The sequence below is a fragment of the Serratia sp. TSA_105.2 genome (assembly GCF_052692115.1).
The window spans coordinates 341,876-358,869 of record NZ_JBQZFT010000002.1 but is presented as its reverse complement, the minus strand read 5'-3'; the positions used below and the strand labels follow the sequence as shown (position 1 = coordinate 358,869).

The window sequence follows — 16,994 nt, the reverse complement described above, 5'->3', positions numbered from 1 at the left end:
ACCTTCGGATGGATTACACCAAAATTATCAAAGAAATAGGCCGCGGCAAAAATCATGCGCGCGACCTGGACCGGCAGACCGCTTTTGAGCTGTATCAGGCGATGCTGGCCGGAGAGGTTCCTGAGCTGGAGCTGGGCGGCATTCTGATCGCGCTGCGCATCAAGGGCGAAGCCGAAGAGGAGATGCTGGGCTTCTACCAGGCGATGCAGCAGCAGGTGTTGCCGCTGCAGGCGCCGCAGGGGCGGCCATTGCCGGTGGTGCTGCCGAGCTACAACGGCGCGCGCAAGCAGGCCAACCTGACGCCGCTGCTGGCGCTGCTGCTCGCGAAAGTGGGCCTGCCGGTGGTGGTGCACGGCGTGCTGGACGACAGTACCCGCGTGACCAGCGCCGAGATTTTTCGCGCCCTCGGGCTGCCGTGGTCGGAACAGGCCGCTCACGCCCAGCAGCGTCTCGATAACGGCGAGGCGGTATTCATGCCGGTTTCCACGCTGTCGGCGCCGCTGGCGCGGCAGCTCGGGTTGCGTTGGCGCATGGGGGTGCGCAACAGCGCCCATACGCTGGCCAAGCTGGCGACGCCGTTCGGCGAACAGGATGTGCTGCGCCTCGCCAGCGTCTCACACCCGGAGTATGTCGGCCGGGTGGCGTCGTTTTTCCGCCAGATCGGTGCTCGCGGGCTGTTGATGCACGGCACCGAAGGCGAAGCCTACGCCAACCCGCTGCGCTGCCCGCAGATTCACTATATTGCCGGCGGCGAACAGCGGGTATTGCTGGAGCGCACCTTGCAGGATGAAACGCCGACGTTGCCGGCGGCGAAAGACGCGGCAACCACCGCGCGCTGGACCGAGCGCTGTCTGGCGGGCGAGGTGGCGATCCCGCAGGCCATCCAGCGGCAGATCGCCTGTTGCCTGGTGGCCGCCGGCGAGAGCGAGACGTTGGAACAGGGACTGCAGCGCCTGCGTCAGGCCTGAGCGCGACTATACTGGGATATTTCCTCATCGGCTGAGAAGGACGGTTATGCAACAGGCTCTCGATTACTTCAATCAATTGAACCAGGATTACCTCGACGTACACCGCGCCAAAGAAGAGCTGTTCTGGCAAAACTACATGGGCACCGGCAGTGAAGACGTGTCGGCGCGCTTTTCCGCCGCGGAAAGCGCCTATAAGCGCTTTATCGCCGAACCGCGCCGGCTGGCGGAGATCCGCAATCTGCTGGCCGGATTGGAAACGCTGCCGCAGGAGGCGCAGCGCGATGCGCTGATCCACGGCCTGCAAGGCTGGCTGCGTTTCTTCGACTGTAACGCCATCGAAGATCCGCAGGCGCAGGCGCTGTTGGATCAGATCATCCACGCCGAATCCGATCTCTACTCGCGCCGCAAGGGCTACCAGGTCACGCACCTGAACGCCGAGGGCCAGCGGGTGGCAGCCTCGCTCGGCGAGCTGTTGACCAACCAGGCGACCAATCCGAACGAAGACTATCGCCGCAGCTCGCAGCAGGCGCTACGCGACCTGGAGCAATGGCTGCTGCATAACGGCCTGCCGGCGCTGATTGGCCTGCGCAACCGCTTTGCGCGCCAGATGGGTTATCGCAACTATTTCGACTACAAGGTGAACAAAACCGAGCGCATGACGCCGGAGCAGCTGTTCGCCATTCTGGATCGTTTCGAGCGGGAAACCCGCGAGGCCAACGCGCGTAGCCTGCAGCAGCTGGCGGCCGACAAGGGCAGCCAGGCGCTGGAGCCGTGGAACGTGCGCTTCGCCAGCGCCGGCGACGTCACCCGTCAATTGGATCCTTACTTCCCGTTTTCGCGTTCGCTGGAACGCTGGGTCGACAGCTTCAAACGCCTGCACATCGGCTTTGGCGGCGCCGAGATGAACCTCGATCTGCTGGTGCGCAAAGGCAAGTATGAGAATGGCTTTATGCACGGCCCGGTGCCGCCGTTTGTGCGCCAGGGGGAATGGGTACCGGCGCGCATCAACTTCACCAGCCTGGCACAGCCGGGGCAGGTGGGCAGTGGCGCTTACGGGCTCAACACCCTGTTCCATGAAGGCGGCCACGCGGCGCATTTTGCCAACATTCGCCAGAATGCGCCGTGCTTCTCGCAGGAGTTCCCGCCGACCTCGATGGCCTATGCCGAAACCCAGTCGATGTTCTGCGACAGCCTGCTGGACGACGCCGACTGGTTGAAGCGCTATGCGAAAAACGCCGCCGGCGAAGCGGTGCCCGATGCGCTGATCGAAGCCGGCATCGCGGCGCGCCAGCCGATGCGCGCGTTCAACGAACGCCATATCCTGCTGGTGCCGTACTTCGAGTGGGCGCTGTATCAATGGGATGACGAGCAGCGCACGCCGGAAGCCATCACCGCGCTGGCGCGCGAGGTCGAGCAAAAGATCCTCGGCATCAGCGGCAGCCCGCGCCCGACGCTGGCGATCCCGCATCTGCTGTCGCTGGAGTCCGCCTGCTCTTACCAGGGCTATCTGCTGGCGATGATGGCGGTGGAACAAACCCGCCAGTTCTTCCTGCAGCGCGACGGTTACCTGACGGACAACCCGGCCATCGGCCCGGATCTGGCGCAACACTATTGGCTGCCGGGCAACAGCGTCAGCCATGACGACACGCTGCGCAGCCTGACCGGCGAAGGGTTCAATCCGGACTCTCTGGCGCAGGCCTGTAACCATACGGTGGCACAGGCGTGGCATGAGGCGCAGCAGACGATGGCCGCCGCCGCCAAGCGCCCGCAGCCGCCGGCGGATTTCGATTTGGAGGCGCACATTCGGGTGGTGGACGGCGAGACGGTATTGGCGGATAACGCCGACGGTGACGAACGGATGTGCCGCGACTTCGCCGCGGCGATAGAGGCGCGTTTGGTTTAAGGCTGACAATAAAATCCACGCGGCAGCGTGGATTTTATTTAATGGTTAAAACCGGGCGTTATTTTATTCGAAATAGACGTCGGGATTATCGGCCAGGGAAACGAAGCTCTTGGTGTTTCTGTCCAGCGTACGAATTTCGCCGCTTTCGATGTCGTACACCCAGCCGTGCAGGCGCAGCCCGCTGTTGCGCAGACCCACCGCAACAGAAGGGTGGGTTTTGATATTATTTAGCTGGGCGATAACGTTCTCTTCCACCATAGCGTTAACTTTGTCTGTTTCGCTATTCCAGGTTTTCTTCTCCACCACCGCTTTGGCCGCATCCGCGTAGTGCAGCCAGTGGGCAACGGCAGGCATAGGGTCGAGGCATTGGCAGGACGCGATAGCCTTCATGGCGCCACAGTTCGAGTGGCCACAAATCACAATATCAGTCACGCCCAGCGCCACCACCGCGTATTCGATGGTGGCAGAAACCCCACCCGGCTCCGGGCCAAAGGAAGGGACGATGTTACCGGCGTTGCGGATAACGAACAGTTGCCCAGGCTCTTGCTGCGTCACCAGCTCGGGCACCAGGCGGCTGTCAGAACAGGAGATAAACAGCGCTTTAGGATTTTGGCTGGAGGCCAGGCTGCGAAAGAGTTCCTTACGCTGCGGGAAAATCTCTTTCTGGAAACTGAGGAAACCTTCAATGATATGTTGCATACAACGCTCTCTGCATCTGTAGTCTGCGTAACATGATAATCATCCTCTCCCGTTAGTCCAGCAATGGGGTGGTAAAAAAATGTGTGCTCATCCCCCCTGCAAACCCCATTAAATACGGGGTTTCTACCCGTTTTCGGCAGCATTGTCCGGTTCGTTTACGCGTGGGGTGCTGAAGAAGCGGACGGTTAGAAACTCGCTGTCGTACCCATTCAGCGCTAATGCACTTGAACATAAAAAAAGCCCGCCGGGGTGATAGCCGGCGGGCTTTTTGACGTTTGGGGCGGTGATTATTTGTAGATAACCGCGGTGGCGTGCATCAGGTTGTTACCGCTGGTGGAGGTGATGGTGAAGGCCTTGGCGCCTGCCGCATCGGCTTTGGCGGCCAGCTGCGACTTCAGGCTGCTCAGGTCGGTCGCGCCGCTGGCGACGATCACGCCGGCTTTTTCGAATTGGGCGGCATCCTGGGCGCTGACGTGCTCAGCGGCGAAAGTGGTGAAAGAAGCGGTGGCCAGGGCGATAGCAGCAGCAAAAGTTTTGATGGTTTTCATGTTCGTCATTCCTGTCAAAGTGAATTAGGGAGAAAGGGGGTTGCCTTTCGATGGGAAGATTATTGCGCAGTGACAGGCGGGATGAAATCGGAGAGTGTTGATGGTTTTTTTCAGATTTTTTGATTATTTATTCCCCCGTTCATCTTCTGCCTAAACGGGGGGAGACGATCAGCGCGTCGGGCGCGCCAGATCGAAACGGTGCTGTTCGGAAATGCCATAGTAGGCGGTCGGGCCGCCGGCGCGCAGGATAGGTTCGGCGGCGGCGGTCTGGTAGACGCCGTGTTCGTCCAGCAGAGCCGGATCGAGGTGCACCGCCACCACCTCGCCCAATACCAGCCAGGTTTCCACCTGTTCACCGGCGGCGGTTTGCAGCTGAATGCACTGGGTCAGGCGGCATTCGAAGTTCACCGGGCTTTCGGCCACGCGCTCGGCTTTGACCCTGCGTCCGGGCAGCGGCGTGACGCCGGCGAAGGCGAATTCATCCTCGCCGCGCGGCAGGTTGATGGCGCTGTTGTTCATCGCTTCTGCCAGCGAGCGCGTCGCCAGATTCCAAACGAACTCGCCGGTTTCCACGATATTCGCCACGCTGTCTTTCCAGCCGGTGCTGGCGAAACCGATGATCGGCGGGCGATAGTTGAAGCAGTTGAAAAAGCTGTAGGGCGCCAGATTGCGCAAGCCGGCGGCGCTACGGGAAGAGATCCAGCCGATGGGGCGCGGGCCGACGATGGCGTTCAGCGGATCGTGCGGCAGGCCGTGGCCGGCGGCGGGTTCATAATAATAACGAGATTCACGGCTCATGGGGGACCCTGTGGCAATCGATGAAGCTTTCATTGTGCCGGGTTTCCCGTCGCTGCGCCATTGCGGGCGGGATGTGTTATCTTACGCGTCGGAAATACCTTCAAGAGAGCCCGTCACGGTGGAAAAAAAGAAAACCTTCCCGCAGCAGAAAAGCGGCCTGCATCCGCGCAACCGTCATCGTTCGCGCTACGACTTCCCGGCGCTGATCGCCAGCTGCCCGGCGCTGGCGCCGTTCGTGAAGCCGAACGCCTGGGGCGATGTCTCGGTGGACTTCGCCGATCCGGCGGCGGTGAAAATGCTCAACCGTGCGTTGTTGCAACACTTTTACGGCATTGAACACTGGGATATTCCGGCGGACTACCTGTGCCCGCCGATCCCCGGCCGCGCCGATTATCTGCACCACCTGGCGGATCTGCTGGCGACCAGCAACGGCGGTGAGATCCCGCGCGGCAAGGGTGTGGCGATCCTCGACGTCGGCGTCGGCGCCAACTGCATCTACCCGATCGTCGGCCTGCGCGAATACGGCTGGCGTTTCACCGGGTCTGAAATCGATCCGGTGTCGCTCAACTCGGCCAAGATGATCGTCGAGATGAACCCGACGCTGCGTAACAGCGTGCGTCTGCGGCTGCAAAAACAGCCTGAGCTGATTTTTAGCGGCATCATCGGCGCGGCCGAGAAATTCGACGCCACCCTGTGCAACCCGCCGTTCCATGCGTCCGAGCAGGAAGCGCGCGCCAGCACCCGCCGCAAGCTGCATAAATTGGGCAAAGGGGAAGTGGCCGCCAAGCCGGTGCAAAACTTCGGCGGCAAGAACAACGAGCTGTGGTGCGAAGGCGGCGAAGAAGCCTTCGTGCGCAAGATGGTGGAAGAGAGCGTCGGCAAGGCCAACCACTGCCTGTGGTTTACCTCACTCATCTCGAAAAACACCACGCTGCCGGCCATTTACCATGCGCTGAACGTGGCGGGCGCGGCAGAGGTACGCACCATCGAGATGGCGCAAGGGCAGAAGATCAGCCGCTTCGTCGCCTGGACCTTCCACGACGCCGAGCAACAAGCCGCCTGGGCAGCCGAACGCTGGCGTTAGGTCTTCAGGTGCCTCGGTATGGGAGCAAAGTCCCATACCGAGGACCGGTTTTCCCCGTTTTATTGACTTATCGCATCAGCATTTCTTAACTGTAGAAATACCAATAAAACCCATTCAGGCAGTGTGCAATGTCTCTCTTCCCTATGTAGGAGACAGGCCGCGGTGCAGCCATGCCGCGAACGTAATCCATCACACTGACGGGATTTATTATGATTCCTTTAGCTACGCAACAAGAGGTCGGCGCCTTAATCATCGGGATTTTCGGGCGTTTGCCGACGGCGGCGGAAATCGATTACTACGACAGCGCATTTGATATCGGCAGCCAGCCGCCCGCCTATATGGCCAGTATTTTAATGAGCCAACCCGATGCCGGTTGGATGAGCGGCCAAAGCGAATACGACATTCTCAGCCAGGTTTATTTCTCCGTTTACAATACCGCTCCCGATCCGGATTACATCAATGCCTTGCTACAGCAGGGGCATTTCAACAGCGCTGTCGCCAGCGTTGTCATCGACCTCTTTAACTATCTGTGGGACGATCCGGTGATGCTGGCGCAGCGTGATGTGCTCGATCAGCGTATTGCAGAAGGTTTGTATCCCGGCACGGCCGCCGATGCCGCCGGCGGAAGCGGCGACGCGCAGGCGATGTTTTATCTGCTGCGAGCGTCCTGGCAGACCGATGAAATTGCCCATGACGGCAAGCTGCTCAATCAGGGCGGCGATCTGGCTGCGTTGGCGCAGAGCAAGATTGCCACTCTGTCACTCAACGATCTTTCCGATCATGACTTCATTTTGCATCTGTTCGCTCAGGGATTCGAACGGCCACCGACGGTACCTGAACTGGCCGCTTACCAGCAACGGCTGGCGGAAGGCGCGACGCGTGGCGATCTGCTGGTGGATATGATCGCGCAGTTGCGCGGCGTGGTGGCGCCGGAAGATGCGGTGGCTCAACAGCATTTCAATGCGGCGGGCCAGGAATATTCGCCGGGCGAACTGCCGGCGACCGAGTATCTGGAGCAGATAGCGGCGCTGTTCCGTGCATTGCCCGAGCGGGCGGTGGACAGCGTCTCGTTGGACAATTGGAGCAAGACGCTGGCCTCCGGCACGTTGAGCTATACCGAATTGGTCACGGCCCTTCTGGCGACGCCGGAATTTCAGGCGCAGGTCGGTGGTTTGCAGGGCGACGACTTTATTCAGCACGTCTATCAGGCGGTGCATGGCCGGGCGGTGGATGAACAGCAGTTGGAACACTATCGGGCATTGGGCGGCGACAAGGCACTGGTCACGCAGGCGGTGATTGCCGATCTGATCAATGCGCCGCCGGCAGGTGACGTTCAGTATGAACAGTGGATGTTCGCGCGCGATGTCGGCGCCAGCCTGGCGTATAAAACGACCGCTTCTCTCGCCACCAGCGAGGGTGGCGGCAACGCGTCGGGTTCGGTGAATACGCATGCTCACCATACGCTGAGCAATGTGGAAACCGCCGTGCTGTTCAGGGTGTTCCTGCATGCTGACGCAGACGTTATGGTTGACCTGAGCTATGCCTCGCAGCTTTCTTATCTGATCGTCAATGGCGACGCTGCGGCGGATATCTGGCTGCATAATAACCCTGCGGCTCGGTATGGGGTGGACATGACGGTAAACAATGCCAATGTGATAGTGCATGGCACCTATGGCGACGATCGGGTGCAGCTCACCTCGCAGGCCGACCTCGCCGCCGCCCAAGGGCACTTTTATCTGAACCATGGTAATGACAGTCTGCTGTGGGGAGGCAATGCCAATGGCGGCGCCAATCATGTGGGGTGGGTGTTCAGCGCCGATGGCGGTGACGGGCACGATATTTTGTCCGCCAACCTGATCGTCAAAATGACCTCGACGCTCGATCTTTTTGGCGCGCGCATCAGTACGGTGAGCAGCAATGCCGCCAATTTCAGTCATTTCGAACAGATAGATATGGCGGGTTATATCGGCCAGGCGGAAGCCACGTTGACGCAAATCGGTTGGAACGGTTACAGCACGAAAGCGCTGGCGACGAGTGCTCATGTGTTTGACTACGGGGTATTGAGTGGCAACGCCACCGTAGAGGGAACGGACGGAGGGACGATCGTGCAGAGCTGGGCGGCGCAGGCGCTTGGCCGTGAGGGATTGCTGTTGTCCGGCCGGGCGGATAACGTCAAGGTGATCAACGCCAATGCCGATGCGGCACGCCTTGAAATCAGCGGCATCGGTGATCATGCGGACAGCCGGCTGGAGATAGCCTTCCTTGAGAATGCCACCGATCGTTTCGACCTGTTGTTCTCCGGGCGCGGTAACGCCGGCTTATTGGCGCTTGACTCGCATGGCGATGAAAACCCATTGACGCTGATCGCCGTCACCACCGGGGCCTGGGGCAATGGCGCGCTGACGCTGACGGGGCAAAATGATCAGGTGCAAGACATTACGTTGTCCGGCGGCGCGAATTTCAACCTGACGCTGACCGAGGGGTATACTCAGGTCCGCCTGGTTGACGCTTCGGCCTTCGCCGGTAATGGGTTTACCCTGACGTCCTCTCATGGCGGCAGCGGTGACGGCACGATCATTCAAATGTTGGATTCGCTGCCGTTAAGTGGTGACGCGCAGGCCAAATTGGCGCCGCTGCTGGAAGATCTTGGGCTACAGGGAGAGCAGCTGTTGGTCAAAGGCGGGGGAGGCAGCGATCAATTTAACGTGCTGGGAGATACGACGATCGTGGCCGGCGCAGGGAAAAGCCACGTGACGCTGCACAGCAGCACGGCGGCGTCAGGCGTGACGTTAAAAGACTTTTCGCTGACGCAGGGCAGCATCGACGATGTGCTCTCAGGCCTGCGGATCGTTCATGGTACCGGCGGCGGCGTGCTGGCAGATTATGGTGTCAGCGATGTGCAAGGCGTGGAGACGAGAATCGGCGCCCTGACGGCCGAACAAGGCGGCAGTGCCAGCCAGCTGTTGGCCGCGTTGCTCGATCTTGGCCAGCCTGGCGCATTGAGCGCCAAGGTCGGGGTCAGTAGCGTTCTCGGCGAGCAAAACAGCAGCTATCTCATTGTCGATAACAATGATGATCACCGTCTGGATGAAGCGGACAGCATCATCCTGCTCTTGGGGCAGGATCATCAAAGTTTGCTCAACGAACTGCGCTATGTTCCGGAAATCATACTCAACGGCACGGTGGTTGAGCCGGAGCCGCTGGTCGCGTAAGAGGAGACGTTTTAGCTCAACGGCGCCGGTTATCCTGCCGGTGCCGACAAAAATCCGCATTTTACCTTTCAATTTTCATCACTTACGTTATTCTCAATACGGGTTTAATAATAAAAATCTTAGGCTGTTGGTTTATTTAAATTCTAATAATTACTTTACTGAATAAATAAATTTAATCCGGTTAATAGCAATAACCAGAAGGAACGGCGCTGCCCGTTCCTTCCGCGATGGCACGTCTGCGTGTGGGCGCGGCATGTGGCCAGGCAAAAATAAGAAAAGCGCCATCATCTGCCACAAGGACTACACCTTATGCTGTTACGATTCAGTCAGTTAACTACCCACAAAGGCGCCGAGTTGAGCGCGATAGAACACGCCGTTCCCATGATCGTATTCTCGCCGGACGGCACGGTATTGCGCGCCAACGATCTTTTCCTCAGCACGCTGGGATTTCAACGCGATGACGTGATTGGCCGGCATCACCGTATTTTCTGCGATCCGAACTATGTCGCCAGCCCGCAGTACCGCAAACATTGGGAGACGCTGAATAAGGGCCAACCCATCACGGACACCATAAAACGCATCGCGAAAAACGGCGAGGCGGTATGGCTGCAGGGCACCTACGCGCCGGTGCTGAATAAACAGGGTAAGGTGGTGGAAATCGTCAAGATCGCCAGCGAAGTGACCGAGCGTGTGACCCAGGCGCAGGAACACCGCAGCCTGCTGGCGGCGCTGAATCGTTCGATGGCGATGATCGCTTTCTCGCCGCAGGGCACCATAGTCAGCGCCAACGACAATATGCTGGCGCTGATGGGCTATCGGCTGGAAGAGGCGTGCGGGCAGTCGCATGCGGTGCTGTGCCCGCCGGCGTTCGCCAATTCCGACGATTATCGGCGGCACTGGCAGCGCCTGGCGCGTGGCGAATTCATCACCGGGCGTTTTGAACGCCTCAACCGGCGCGGTGAACGGGTATGGCTGGAGGCCAGTTACAACCCGATCCTCGACAACGACGGCCAGGTGGTGAAGGTGGTAAAGATTGCCCAGGACATCACCCGGCTGATGCAACAGCAGCAGCACGAAGAAGAGATGGTGCGTAACGCGCATCATCTGTCGCTCGACACCGATCGGCAGGCGGCGCAGGGCGCGATCATCGTGCAACAGGCGGTGAAAGGCATGCAGCAGGTCGAAGCGGCGGCGCGCGAAACCTCGGACGTGGTCACCGAGCTCGGTAAGTGTTCTCAGCAGATCGGCACCATCGTCGAAGCCATTCGTAAAATCGCCTCCCAAACCAACCTGCTGGCGATTAACGCCTCCATCGAAGCCGCCCACGCCGGTGAGCATGGGCGCGGTTTTGCCGTGGTGGCCAATGAAGTGCGCACGCTGGCGGAACAGTCGCGCAAGGCGGCGACCGAGATTGAACGCATGACCAAGTCCATCCAGCAAGGCGTGGCGGCGGCGATTACCGGCATGGCGACCTGTGTGGAGCAGGCCGGTGGCGGCGTGGCGCTGACCAACGATGCCGGGGAAGTGATCAACCAGGTCAACATCGGCATGCACGACGTCGTGAAACTGATGCAGGCGTTTACGTCGGTGAAGCAGGGCGACGCGCTGCACTGAGTTTTCATCGCGCCGCCCGCCGAAAATGAGGGCGGCGTTTTTATCTTCCCACCGATTCACACGCCGTTGAGCCGCGGTTCAATTTTACTGGCCTATGCTATCCTTAAATATGAACGAACGTTCGTTCATATCCATTCGATGGCGCCAGGCGCCCCCTTCACCGTTTCGGGAGTTGCCGATGGGAAACCGAGAAAAGATTGTCGAGGCCGCGCTGCACAGCTTTACCCATAAGGGGTTTCACCAGACCAGTATGCGGGATATCGCGCAGGCGGCGGGCGTCAGCGTCGGCAACCTCTATAACCACTTTACCGGCAAGGAGGCGTTGATCGGCGAAATTGCGCTGCTGGAAAACGGCGTATTCGCCGAGTTTGCCGCCGGGCTGCGGGCCGACAGAACGCGGCCGAAACAGGCGCTGTCGGCCTTTTTCACCGGCTATCACGCCTTTGTCGCCGAACCGGCCAATGTGCAGCTGTCGGCGGAGATCGTGGCGGAGGTGGCGCGCAACCCGGCGTTGGCCGAGCCGTTCAGCGCCAACCAGCGGCAGCTGATTGAGGCGCTGGCGACGGTTATCGCCGAGGCGCAGCAAACCGGTGAGATCGCACCGGCGATAGCGCCGTTGCCGCTCGCGCAGCTGGTGCTGGACGTGATCGAAAGTCAGGCCTGGCGGCAGGCGATCTTTGCGTCGTCTGCGCCGGAGGAGACCACGCCGGTGCGGCTGTTGGAACAGCTGCTCTACCGGCATCCCTAGTCGAGGTGGATATGCTGCACATTGAGCCGTACCGCGATGCTGACCGCCGGCAAACGGCGGCGCTGATCTACGCCGCGTTCTGCGACAAGTTTCAGCGCGCGCGCCGTCTGAGCGCCCGCCTTCAGTGGCGTCTGTTCTATCGGCTGTGGCGTTGGAAGCAAAGCGGCAGCCGGGAGCGCAGCTTCGTGATGAAGCAGGATGAACAGGTGGTGGCGGCCTTTGCCCTCAATGTGGCCCCTGGCGAGAATAACGCCGGGCGGCGTCCGTGCACCTTGCCGATTTGGCGGCTGTGCCGCCGCTATGGCTGGCTGAACGTTTGGCGCATGTATCTGCAAATGGCGGTGTTGCAGCACACCCCGGCGGCCGATGAACTGTATCTCTCCTACCTGGCGGTGACCGAGAGTCAGCGTGGTAAAGGGGTGGGCAAGCGTCTGCTGCAGTGGATGAACGACTACGCTGCCGAACAAGGCGCGGGCCGGCGTCTGAGCCTGCACGTCAGCCGGCGCAACGTGGATGCGCTGCGCCTGTACCGGCGCTGCGGTTTTCAGGTGCGGCGCGAAGAGCATTACGCTTCGTTAGGATTGCTGTTCGGTCAGGCCGACTGGGTGTTGATGGAGAGACGCTGCGGGGAGGCGACGTGCGCAAAATAGGACTGTGCTGTGTGGCGCTGCTCCTGCTGGCGCTCGGCTGGGTCATTGACGTCAACGACTTTCGTTTTGTCACCGAACCGGTCACGGTGACCGCCGGCGGCAACCGGCTGACCGGCATGCTGGTGTTGCCGCAGCATGCGCCGATCAAGCCCGGCGTCGTGGTGTTCGTGCATGGCGATGGGCCGGCCAACGCCAGCCGCGACGAAGGCTATTACGGCATTTGGGAGGCGATGGCGCAGCAGGGTTACGCGGTTTTATCCTTCGATAAGCCGGGCGTTGGCGGCTCCGGTGGCAACTGGCTGCATCAGACCATGGCGGATCGCGCGCGGGAAACCGCCGATATCATCGACTGGGCCCGGCGGGACGGGCGCTTTGATGCGCGCTGCGTGGGGCTGTGGGGCACCAGCCAGGCGGGATGGGTGATGCCGGAGGTGGCGCGTTTGCGCCCCGACATCGCCTTCACGCTGGCGCTGGCGCCGGCGATCAACTGGCTGCGGCAGGGGCGCTATAACACCCGGGCGGCGATGGCGGCGGCGGGGGACGATGAAGCTAAAATCCAGGCGCGCGAGGCGTATTGGCGCCATATCCAGACGCTGCTCGAGCAACCGGACGGCTACGCGCAGTACCGCCGCGAGTATGGCGCCGCCGCTGCATTGAGCACCGACCGCTGGCGCTTTATCCGCGCCAACATGGCCAGCGACGCGACGGCGGGGTTGCGGTATTTCACCACGCCGGTGCACCTGATCCTGGGCGGGCGCGACGTCAACGTGGACGCGGACGAAACCGAGCGCGTGTATCGGCAGACGATCCCGGCCTCGCTGCTGACGGTGACGCGCATCGACGAAGCCGATCATGTGATGATCAAACCGCTGTTCGCCCGCCATCCGTGGCTGATCAACGTGGTGGGTCTGTTTGCCCCGCGCTCGGTGCAATACGACGCCTACCGACAGGACGTGGCGGCCTTCCTGGCCGCTCAGCCCTGCGGGCGCGGACGCTAACCGCCGGGAGCGGCGGGCGGCGCCTGTTCTTCGTGCAGCTGCGGCGCGCGGAAGATCTGCATCGCTTGCTGAGGCATGCCGATGCCGGCCCGATCGAAATGGATTTTCACCAGCCGATCGAGGGCGTACTGGACCACCCACTGTTTCAGCGCCTGCGTGCGCACCGTCACGCGGGTGGTGAACGAGCGGTCGCCCAGCGCCACCACGCCGTTGAAGACCGGCTCGCCAATCAGGAAATGCTTCACCTGTTCATCTTGCTTCAGCGCCGCGATGGCCTGATGCAGCACCTCATTGACCCGATCGATATCCTCGTCGCGGCTGACGGTGTAGTTGGCGCGGTATACCCCGAATTCGCGCGCATAGTTGGCCAGCGTAGTGATCGAGGAGTACGGCACGATGTGGTAGACGCCGTAGTCGTCGCGCAGGCCGATCGAGCGAATGGTCATGCGCTCCACGGTGCCGGTGATGCCGCTGACGGTGACGTATTCGCCGGTGTTCATGCCGTTTTCGAACTGGATGAACACGCCGGTGATCACGTCTTTCACCAGCGTCTGGGCGCCGAAGCTGATAGCCAGCCCCAGCGCGCCGGCGCCCGCCAGCAGCGGCGCGATGTTCAGCCCCACCTGCGACAGCACGATCATCACGGTAATGGTGCTGATAACGATAGCCAGCACGTTGCGAAACAGCGTCAGCAGTGTGCGCTCGCGCGCGCTCGGCCGCACGCCGTTGCTGAGCTCCAACGCCAGGCGGTGCTCGATGATGCTGGCCATCAGCGTCCAACTGAAGACGGCGATCAGCAGGATCAGCAGGATATGCACCAGCCCGCCGAGCGTCCGCTGGCCATTTTCGCTGTCTGCCCACTGGTACAGATTAATCAGGTGCCAGGCGTCAAGCAGGAACAGCGTCACCGCCAGCACCACCATCACCCGCAGTATCTTCAACCCGTTGGGAATATAGGAGTTGATGCGCCGCTCGAGCATCGGATAGCGCAGATTGACGTCGGTCGGCAGCGAAATACGGCGGAAAATCCAGCGGGTCAGCATGCCGGACAGCAGAGCGCCGAGGCCGACCACCAGCAGGCTTTTCACCGTGGCGCTCATCATAAAGCGCAGGCTGTTGCCGATGTCGAACTGGGACAGCACGAACAACACCAGAAAATAGGCGATCGCCAGCAGATGCCAGATATGCCCCAGGCCGCGCAGGATCACGCTGAAAAACGCCATCGACCGTTCGGCCAACAGGTTGATCTGTTGCTGTATCGGCTTGCGGTTGTGCAGGATCAGCCAGATGGCATACAGCGTCAGCGCCAGCATCACCACCAGGTTGACGGCGGCGGCGGCCGGGTAGCTTATTTGCACCGCTACCACCGGCACCACCACCATCAGGCCGTAGCCGATCAGCCCGCTGAGCCAGGCGAGGCGCGTGTTCCAGTAGCGCGCGCTCTGGTCGCTGAAGGGGAAGGGGCGCAGGTAGTCGAAGTTGGGGGCGAAAATCAGCCGCAGCACCGCCTTGAAGAATTCAATCACCGCGAAGGCGCTGAGAAACAGGGTCTGCAGCCGCAGAATGGTGGCGCTGTCGGCGTGGACGTGGCGGGCGAACAGGTTGCCCGCCGCCAGCGCCAGCAGCAGGACCAGCAGATCGACGGCGAAAGCGCCGAGAATGGCGGCGGGGCGCTTATACCACGGGCCACGCTGCAGCCGGGCGTTGTGCCCCCAACTGCCCATGCGTTTGTACAGCGGCGCGATCAGCCGCCGGATCAGGTGGAACAGCGCAAAGGTGACCGCCACCGTCAGCAGAAAGTAGCCCAGCGCGCGGAAAAAGCCGGCGGGATTGAAAACGCGCTTCGGGCCGGAGTCGATCAGCTTTTGCAGCGCGCCGAGCTTCTGGTTAAAGGTGCCGATGCCTTCCTGCGCCAGCGAGTTCAGGCTGTCGCTCAGCGTGGCCGGCGTTGATTCCTCCGGCGTTGCCGGGGCGGTGGGGGCGTCGCCAGCGGTCTGTTTCAGGTGGTTGATGAGTTCCGCGCGCGCTTGGTCGTCCTGCAGCAGATCGGCCAGCGCGGCATAGGCGGCCTTCTGCTGCTCGCTTTTGTCGGCGGGTGCCGGCGACGCGTTTTGCGCCAGCGCCGGTGGTGCGAAGACGTTCAGGGTCAGCAACAGCAGCAGGAAAAGCAGGTGTTCTCGCAGATGAGAACCTCGTCGGGAGTCTGCGTTTGGCGGCATTGTTCCTCTCTTTGGCGTTCTGTGATCGGCGGATGTAAAAGCAATACGATGAAAACAATCAATATAGTAGGAAAGATGGCGCGCTGGGACGTGGGAGAGCGTGCGGAATGAAAGCGGCGGGCGCGTGGCGCGCCCGCCGTTAAATCGCCGGGATCAGGACACGTGCTGCAGGAACTCCTGCAGACGCGGGCTCGGCGGATGGTTGATCAGGTCGTGCGGGTTGCCGTCTTCGGCAATCCGGCCCTTATCGATAAAGATCAGGCGCGACGCCACTTTTTCGGCAAAACCGACTTCGTGGGTGACGATGACCATCGTCATGCCTTCCTCGGCCAGATCCTGCATCACCTTCAGCACTTCGTGGCGCAGCTCCGGATCGAGCGCGGAGGTCGGCTCGTCGAACAGCATCATTTTCGGCTTCACCGCCAGCGCGCGCGCAATCGCCACGCGCTGCTGCTGGCCGCCCGACAGTTCGGACGGGTAGTGGTGGGCACGCTCCGCCAGACCGACCTTGGCCAGCAGTTCGCGCGCCAGCTTTTCCGCATCGGACTTCTTCGCGCCGCGCACGCGGATCGGGCCGAAGGCGACGTTTTCCAGCGCCGTCAGGTGCGGGAACAGGTAGAACTGCTGAAACACCATGCCGGCTTCCTGGCGGATTAACCGATCGTCCACTTTAGGATCGTTGGCTTTCAGGCCGTCGACGATCAGATCGCCGCTGGTGACCTCTTCCAGTTTGTTGATGCAGCGCAGCAGGGTGGATTTGCCGGAGCCGGACGGCCCGATGATCACCACCACTTCGCCTTTGTCGATCTTCAAATCGATGTTGTGCAGCACCTGGGTTTGGCCAAAATGCTTGGAGACGTTTTTAAATTCAATCACAGGATTTTCATCCTTCTTTCCAGACGACGCAGCACGAAGCTCAGCACCAGGGTAATAATCAGATAGATAACCGCCACGGCGCTCCAGATTTCCAGCGCGCGGAAGTTACCGGCAATAATTTCCTGACCCTGACGGGTCAGCTCCGCCACGCCGATCACGATGAACAGCGAGGTGTCTTTGATACTGATGATCCACTGGTTGCCCAGCGGCGGCAGCATGCGGCGCAGCGCCAGCGGCATAATGACGTAGCGGATGGTTTCGCGGCGCGACAGGCCGAGCGCCAGGCCGGCTTCGCGGAAACCGTTATGAATCGACAGCACCGCACCGCGGGTGATTTCCGCGATGTAGGCGCCGGAGTTGATCATGATGGTCACCACCGCCGCGGTGAACGGATCGATGCGCAAGTCGCTAAATGCCATCGGCAGGGCGAAGTAGATGAACATCACCTGCACCACGATCGGCGTGCCGCGGATCACTTCGATAAACACCAACGCGATGTGGTTGGCGATCCAACCGCCGTAGGTGCGGGCAAAGCCGGCGACGAGGCCGATGATCAGGCCGCCAATCAGACCGAGGACCGAAATCCACAGGGTCATTTTGGCGCCCTCTAACAAGATAGGAATGGCGGGCCAGATGGCGCTCCAGTCGAACTGCATGATATTTCTCCCGGTGATCCC

The 16,994-nt window shown here is 61.0% G+C and carries 14 protein-coding genes; 8 read left to right on the top strand and 6 right to left on the bottom strand.

Annotation, left to right across the window (positions count from 1 at the left end; genetic code table 11):
• Nucleotides 1-8: 8 nt before the first annotated feature.
• Both ybiB and ACUTSC_RS08005 read left to right on the top strand, forming a co-directional pair.
• On the top strand, nt 9-968 hold the full coding sequence (gene ybiB / locus ACUTSC_RS08010) for a DNA-binding protein YbiB (protein WP_197773119.1): 960 nt from the start codon (nt 9-11) through the stop codon (nt 966-968).
• Between the two features lie 46 nt (nt 969-1,014).
• Entirely contained in the window at nt 1,015-2,871 is a 1,857-nt protein-coding gene (locus ACUTSC_RS08005; RefSeq protein WP_197766606.1) for a M3 family metallopeptidase, read from the top strand.
• Between the two features lie 63 nt (nt 2,872-2,934).
• On the opposite strand, the gene ACUTSC_RS08000 is transcribed toward ACUTSC_RS08005, so the two are convergent.
• The 3 genes from ACUTSC_RS08000 to ACUTSC_RS07990 all read right to left on the bottom strand — a co-directional run bounded on the left by ACUTSC_RS08000 (nt 2,935) and on the right by ACUTSC_RS07990 (nt 4,916).
• The gene (locus ACUTSC_RS08000; protein WP_004939270.1) at nt 2,935-3,570 is read right to left on the bottom strand and encodes a carbonic anhydrase; all 636 of its coding nucleotides are present in this window, start codon (nt 3,568-3,570) and stop codon (nt 2,935-2,937) included.
• A 287-nt stretch (nt 3,571-3,857) separates the two neighbouring features.
• Complete coding sequence (gene bhsA, locus ACUTSC_RS07995; protein ID WP_004939265.1) at nt 3,858-4,118, bottom strand: multiple stress resistance protein BhsA; 261 nt, start codon at nt 4,116-4,118, stop codon at nt 3,858-3,860.
• A gap of 168 nt (nt 4,119-4,286) precedes the next feature.
• Nucleotides 4,287-4,916 carry a flavin reductase family protein gene (locus ACUTSC_RS07990; protein ID WP_197766605.1) on the bottom strand — a complete coding sequence of 210 codons (630 nt, stop codon included), beginning with the start codon at nt 4,914-4,916 and terminating at the stop codon, nt 4,287-4,289.
• A 118-nt stretch (nt 4,917-5,034) separates the two neighbouring features.
• Between ACUTSC_RS07990 and rlmF the strand changes: the two genes are divergently transcribed.
• The 6 genes from rlmF to ACUTSC_RS07960 all read left to right on the top strand — a co-directional run bounded on the left by rlmF (nt 5,035) and on the right by ACUTSC_RS07960 (nt 13,222).
• The gene (gene rlmF, locus ACUTSC_RS07985) at nt 5,035-6,000 is read left to right on the top strand and encodes a 23S rRNA (adenine(1618)-N(6))-methyltransferase RlmF (protein ID WP_180548279.1); all 966 of its coding nucleotides are present in this window, start codon (nt 5,035-5,037) and stop codon (nt 5,998-6,000) included.
• Between the two features lie 209 nt (nt 6,001-6,209).
• The gene (locus ACUTSC_RS07980; RefSeq protein ID WP_445653256.1) at nt 6,210-9,212 is read left to right on the top strand and encodes a DUF4214 domain-containing protein; all 3,003 of its coding nucleotides are present in this window, start codon (nt 6,210-6,212) and stop codon (nt 9,210-9,212) included.
• Nucleotides 9,213-9,521: 309 nt separating this feature from the next.
• Nucleotides 9,522-10,826 (top strand): methyl-accepting chemotaxis protein, encoded by a 1,305-nt coding sequence (locus ACUTSC_RS07975; protein WP_197766603.1) that lies wholly within the window; start codon nt 9,522-9,524, stop codon nt 10,824-10,826.
• A 178-nt stretch (nt 10,827-11,004) separates the two neighbouring features.
• Complete coding sequence (locus tag ACUTSC_RS07970) at nt 11,005-11,574, top strand: TetR family transcriptional regulator (RefSeq protein ID WP_197766602.1); 570 nt, start codon at nt 11,005-11,007, stop codon at nt 11,572-11,574.
• Between the two features lie 11 nt (nt 11,575-11,585).
• A complete protein-coding gene (locus ACUTSC_RS07965) occupies nt 11,586-12,224 on the top strand; it encodes a GNAT family N-acetyltransferase (RefSeq protein WP_197766601.1) in 639 nt (212 codons plus the stop codon).
• The gene (locus tag ACUTSC_RS07960) at nt 12,212-13,222 is read left to right on the top strand and encodes an alpha/beta fold hydrolase (RefSeq protein WP_197766600.1); all 1,011 of its coding nucleotides are present in this window, start codon (nt 12,212-12,214) and stop codon (nt 13,220-13,222) included. Before ACUTSC_RS07965 ends, ACUTSC_RS07960 begins: the two co-directional genes overlap by 13 nt.
• On the opposite strand, the gene ybiO is transcribed toward ACUTSC_RS07960, so the two are convergent.
• The 3 genes from ybiO to glnP form a co-directional block, all read right to left on the bottom strand.
• Nucleotides 13,219-15,441 carry a mechanosensitive channel protein gene (gene ybiO, locus ACUTSC_RS07955; RefSeq protein WP_445653255.1) on the bottom strand — a complete coding sequence of 741 codons (2,223 nt, stop codon included), beginning with the start codon at nt 15,439-15,441 and terminating at the stop codon, nt 13,219-13,221. The genes ACUTSC_RS07960 and ybiO overlap by 4 nt on opposite strands.
• A 153-nt stretch (nt 15,442-15,594) precedes the next feature.
• Nucleotides 15,595-16,317, bottom strand: a complete 723-nt coding sequence (gene glnQ / locus ACUTSC_RS07950; RefSeq protein ID WP_004939230.1) for a glutamine ABC transporter ATP-binding protein GlnQ — start codon at nt 16,315-16,317, stop codon at nt 15,595-15,597.
• Nucleotides 16,314-16,973 (bottom strand): glutamine ABC transporter permease GlnP, encoded by a 660-nt coding sequence (glnP, locus tag ACUTSC_RS07945; RefSeq protein WP_019454487.1) that lies wholly within the window; start codon nt 16,971-16,973, stop codon nt 16,314-16,316. Before glnP ends, glnQ begins: the two co-directional genes overlap by 4 nt.
• Between the last annotated feature and the right edge of the window lie 21 nt (nt 16,974-16,994).

Coding starts and splice junctions, on each gene's coding strand:
- glnP (WP_019454487.1), bottom strand. CDS start 16,973: ATGCAGTTCGACTGGAGCGCCATCTGGCCCGCCATTCCTATCTTGTTA.
- ACUTSC_RS08000 (WP_004939270.1), bottom strand. CDS start 3,570: ATGCAACATATCATTGAAGGTTTCCTCAGTTTCCAGAAAGAGATTTTC.
- ybiB (WP_197773119.1), top strand. CDS start 9: ATGGATTACACCAAAATTATCAAAGAAATAGGCCGCGGCAAAAATCAT.
- bhsA (WP_004939265.1), bottom strand. CDS start 4,118: ATGAAAACCATCAAAACTTTTGCTGCTGCTATCGCCCTGGCCACCGCT.
- ACUTSC_RS07980 (WP_445653256.1), top strand. CDS start 6,210: ATGATTCCTTTAGCTACGCAACAAGAGGTCGGCGCCTTAATCATCGGG.
- ybiO (WP_445653255.1), bottom strand. CDS start 15,441: ATGCCGCCAAACGCAGACTCCCGACGAGGTTCTCATCTGCGAGAACAC.
- ACUTSC_RS07975 (WP_197766603.1), top strand. CDS start 9,522: ATGCTGTTACGATTCAGTCAGTTAACTACCCACAAAGGCGCCGAGTTG.
- ACUTSC_RS08005 (WP_197766606.1), top strand. CDS start 1,015: ATGCAACAGGCTCTCGATTACTTCAATCAATTGAACCAGGATTACCTC.
- ACUTSC_RS07990 (WP_197766605.1), bottom strand. CDS start 4,916: ATGAGCCGTGAATCTCGTTATTATTATGAACCCGCCGCCGGCCACGGC.
- ACUTSC_RS07970 (WP_197766602.1), top strand. CDS start 11,005: ATGGGAAACCGAGAAAAGATTGTCGAGGCCGCGCTGCACAGCTTTACC.
- ACUTSC_RS07965 (WP_197766601.1), top strand. CDS start 11,586: ATGCTGCACATTGAGCCGTACCGCGATGCTGACCGCCGGCAAACGGCG.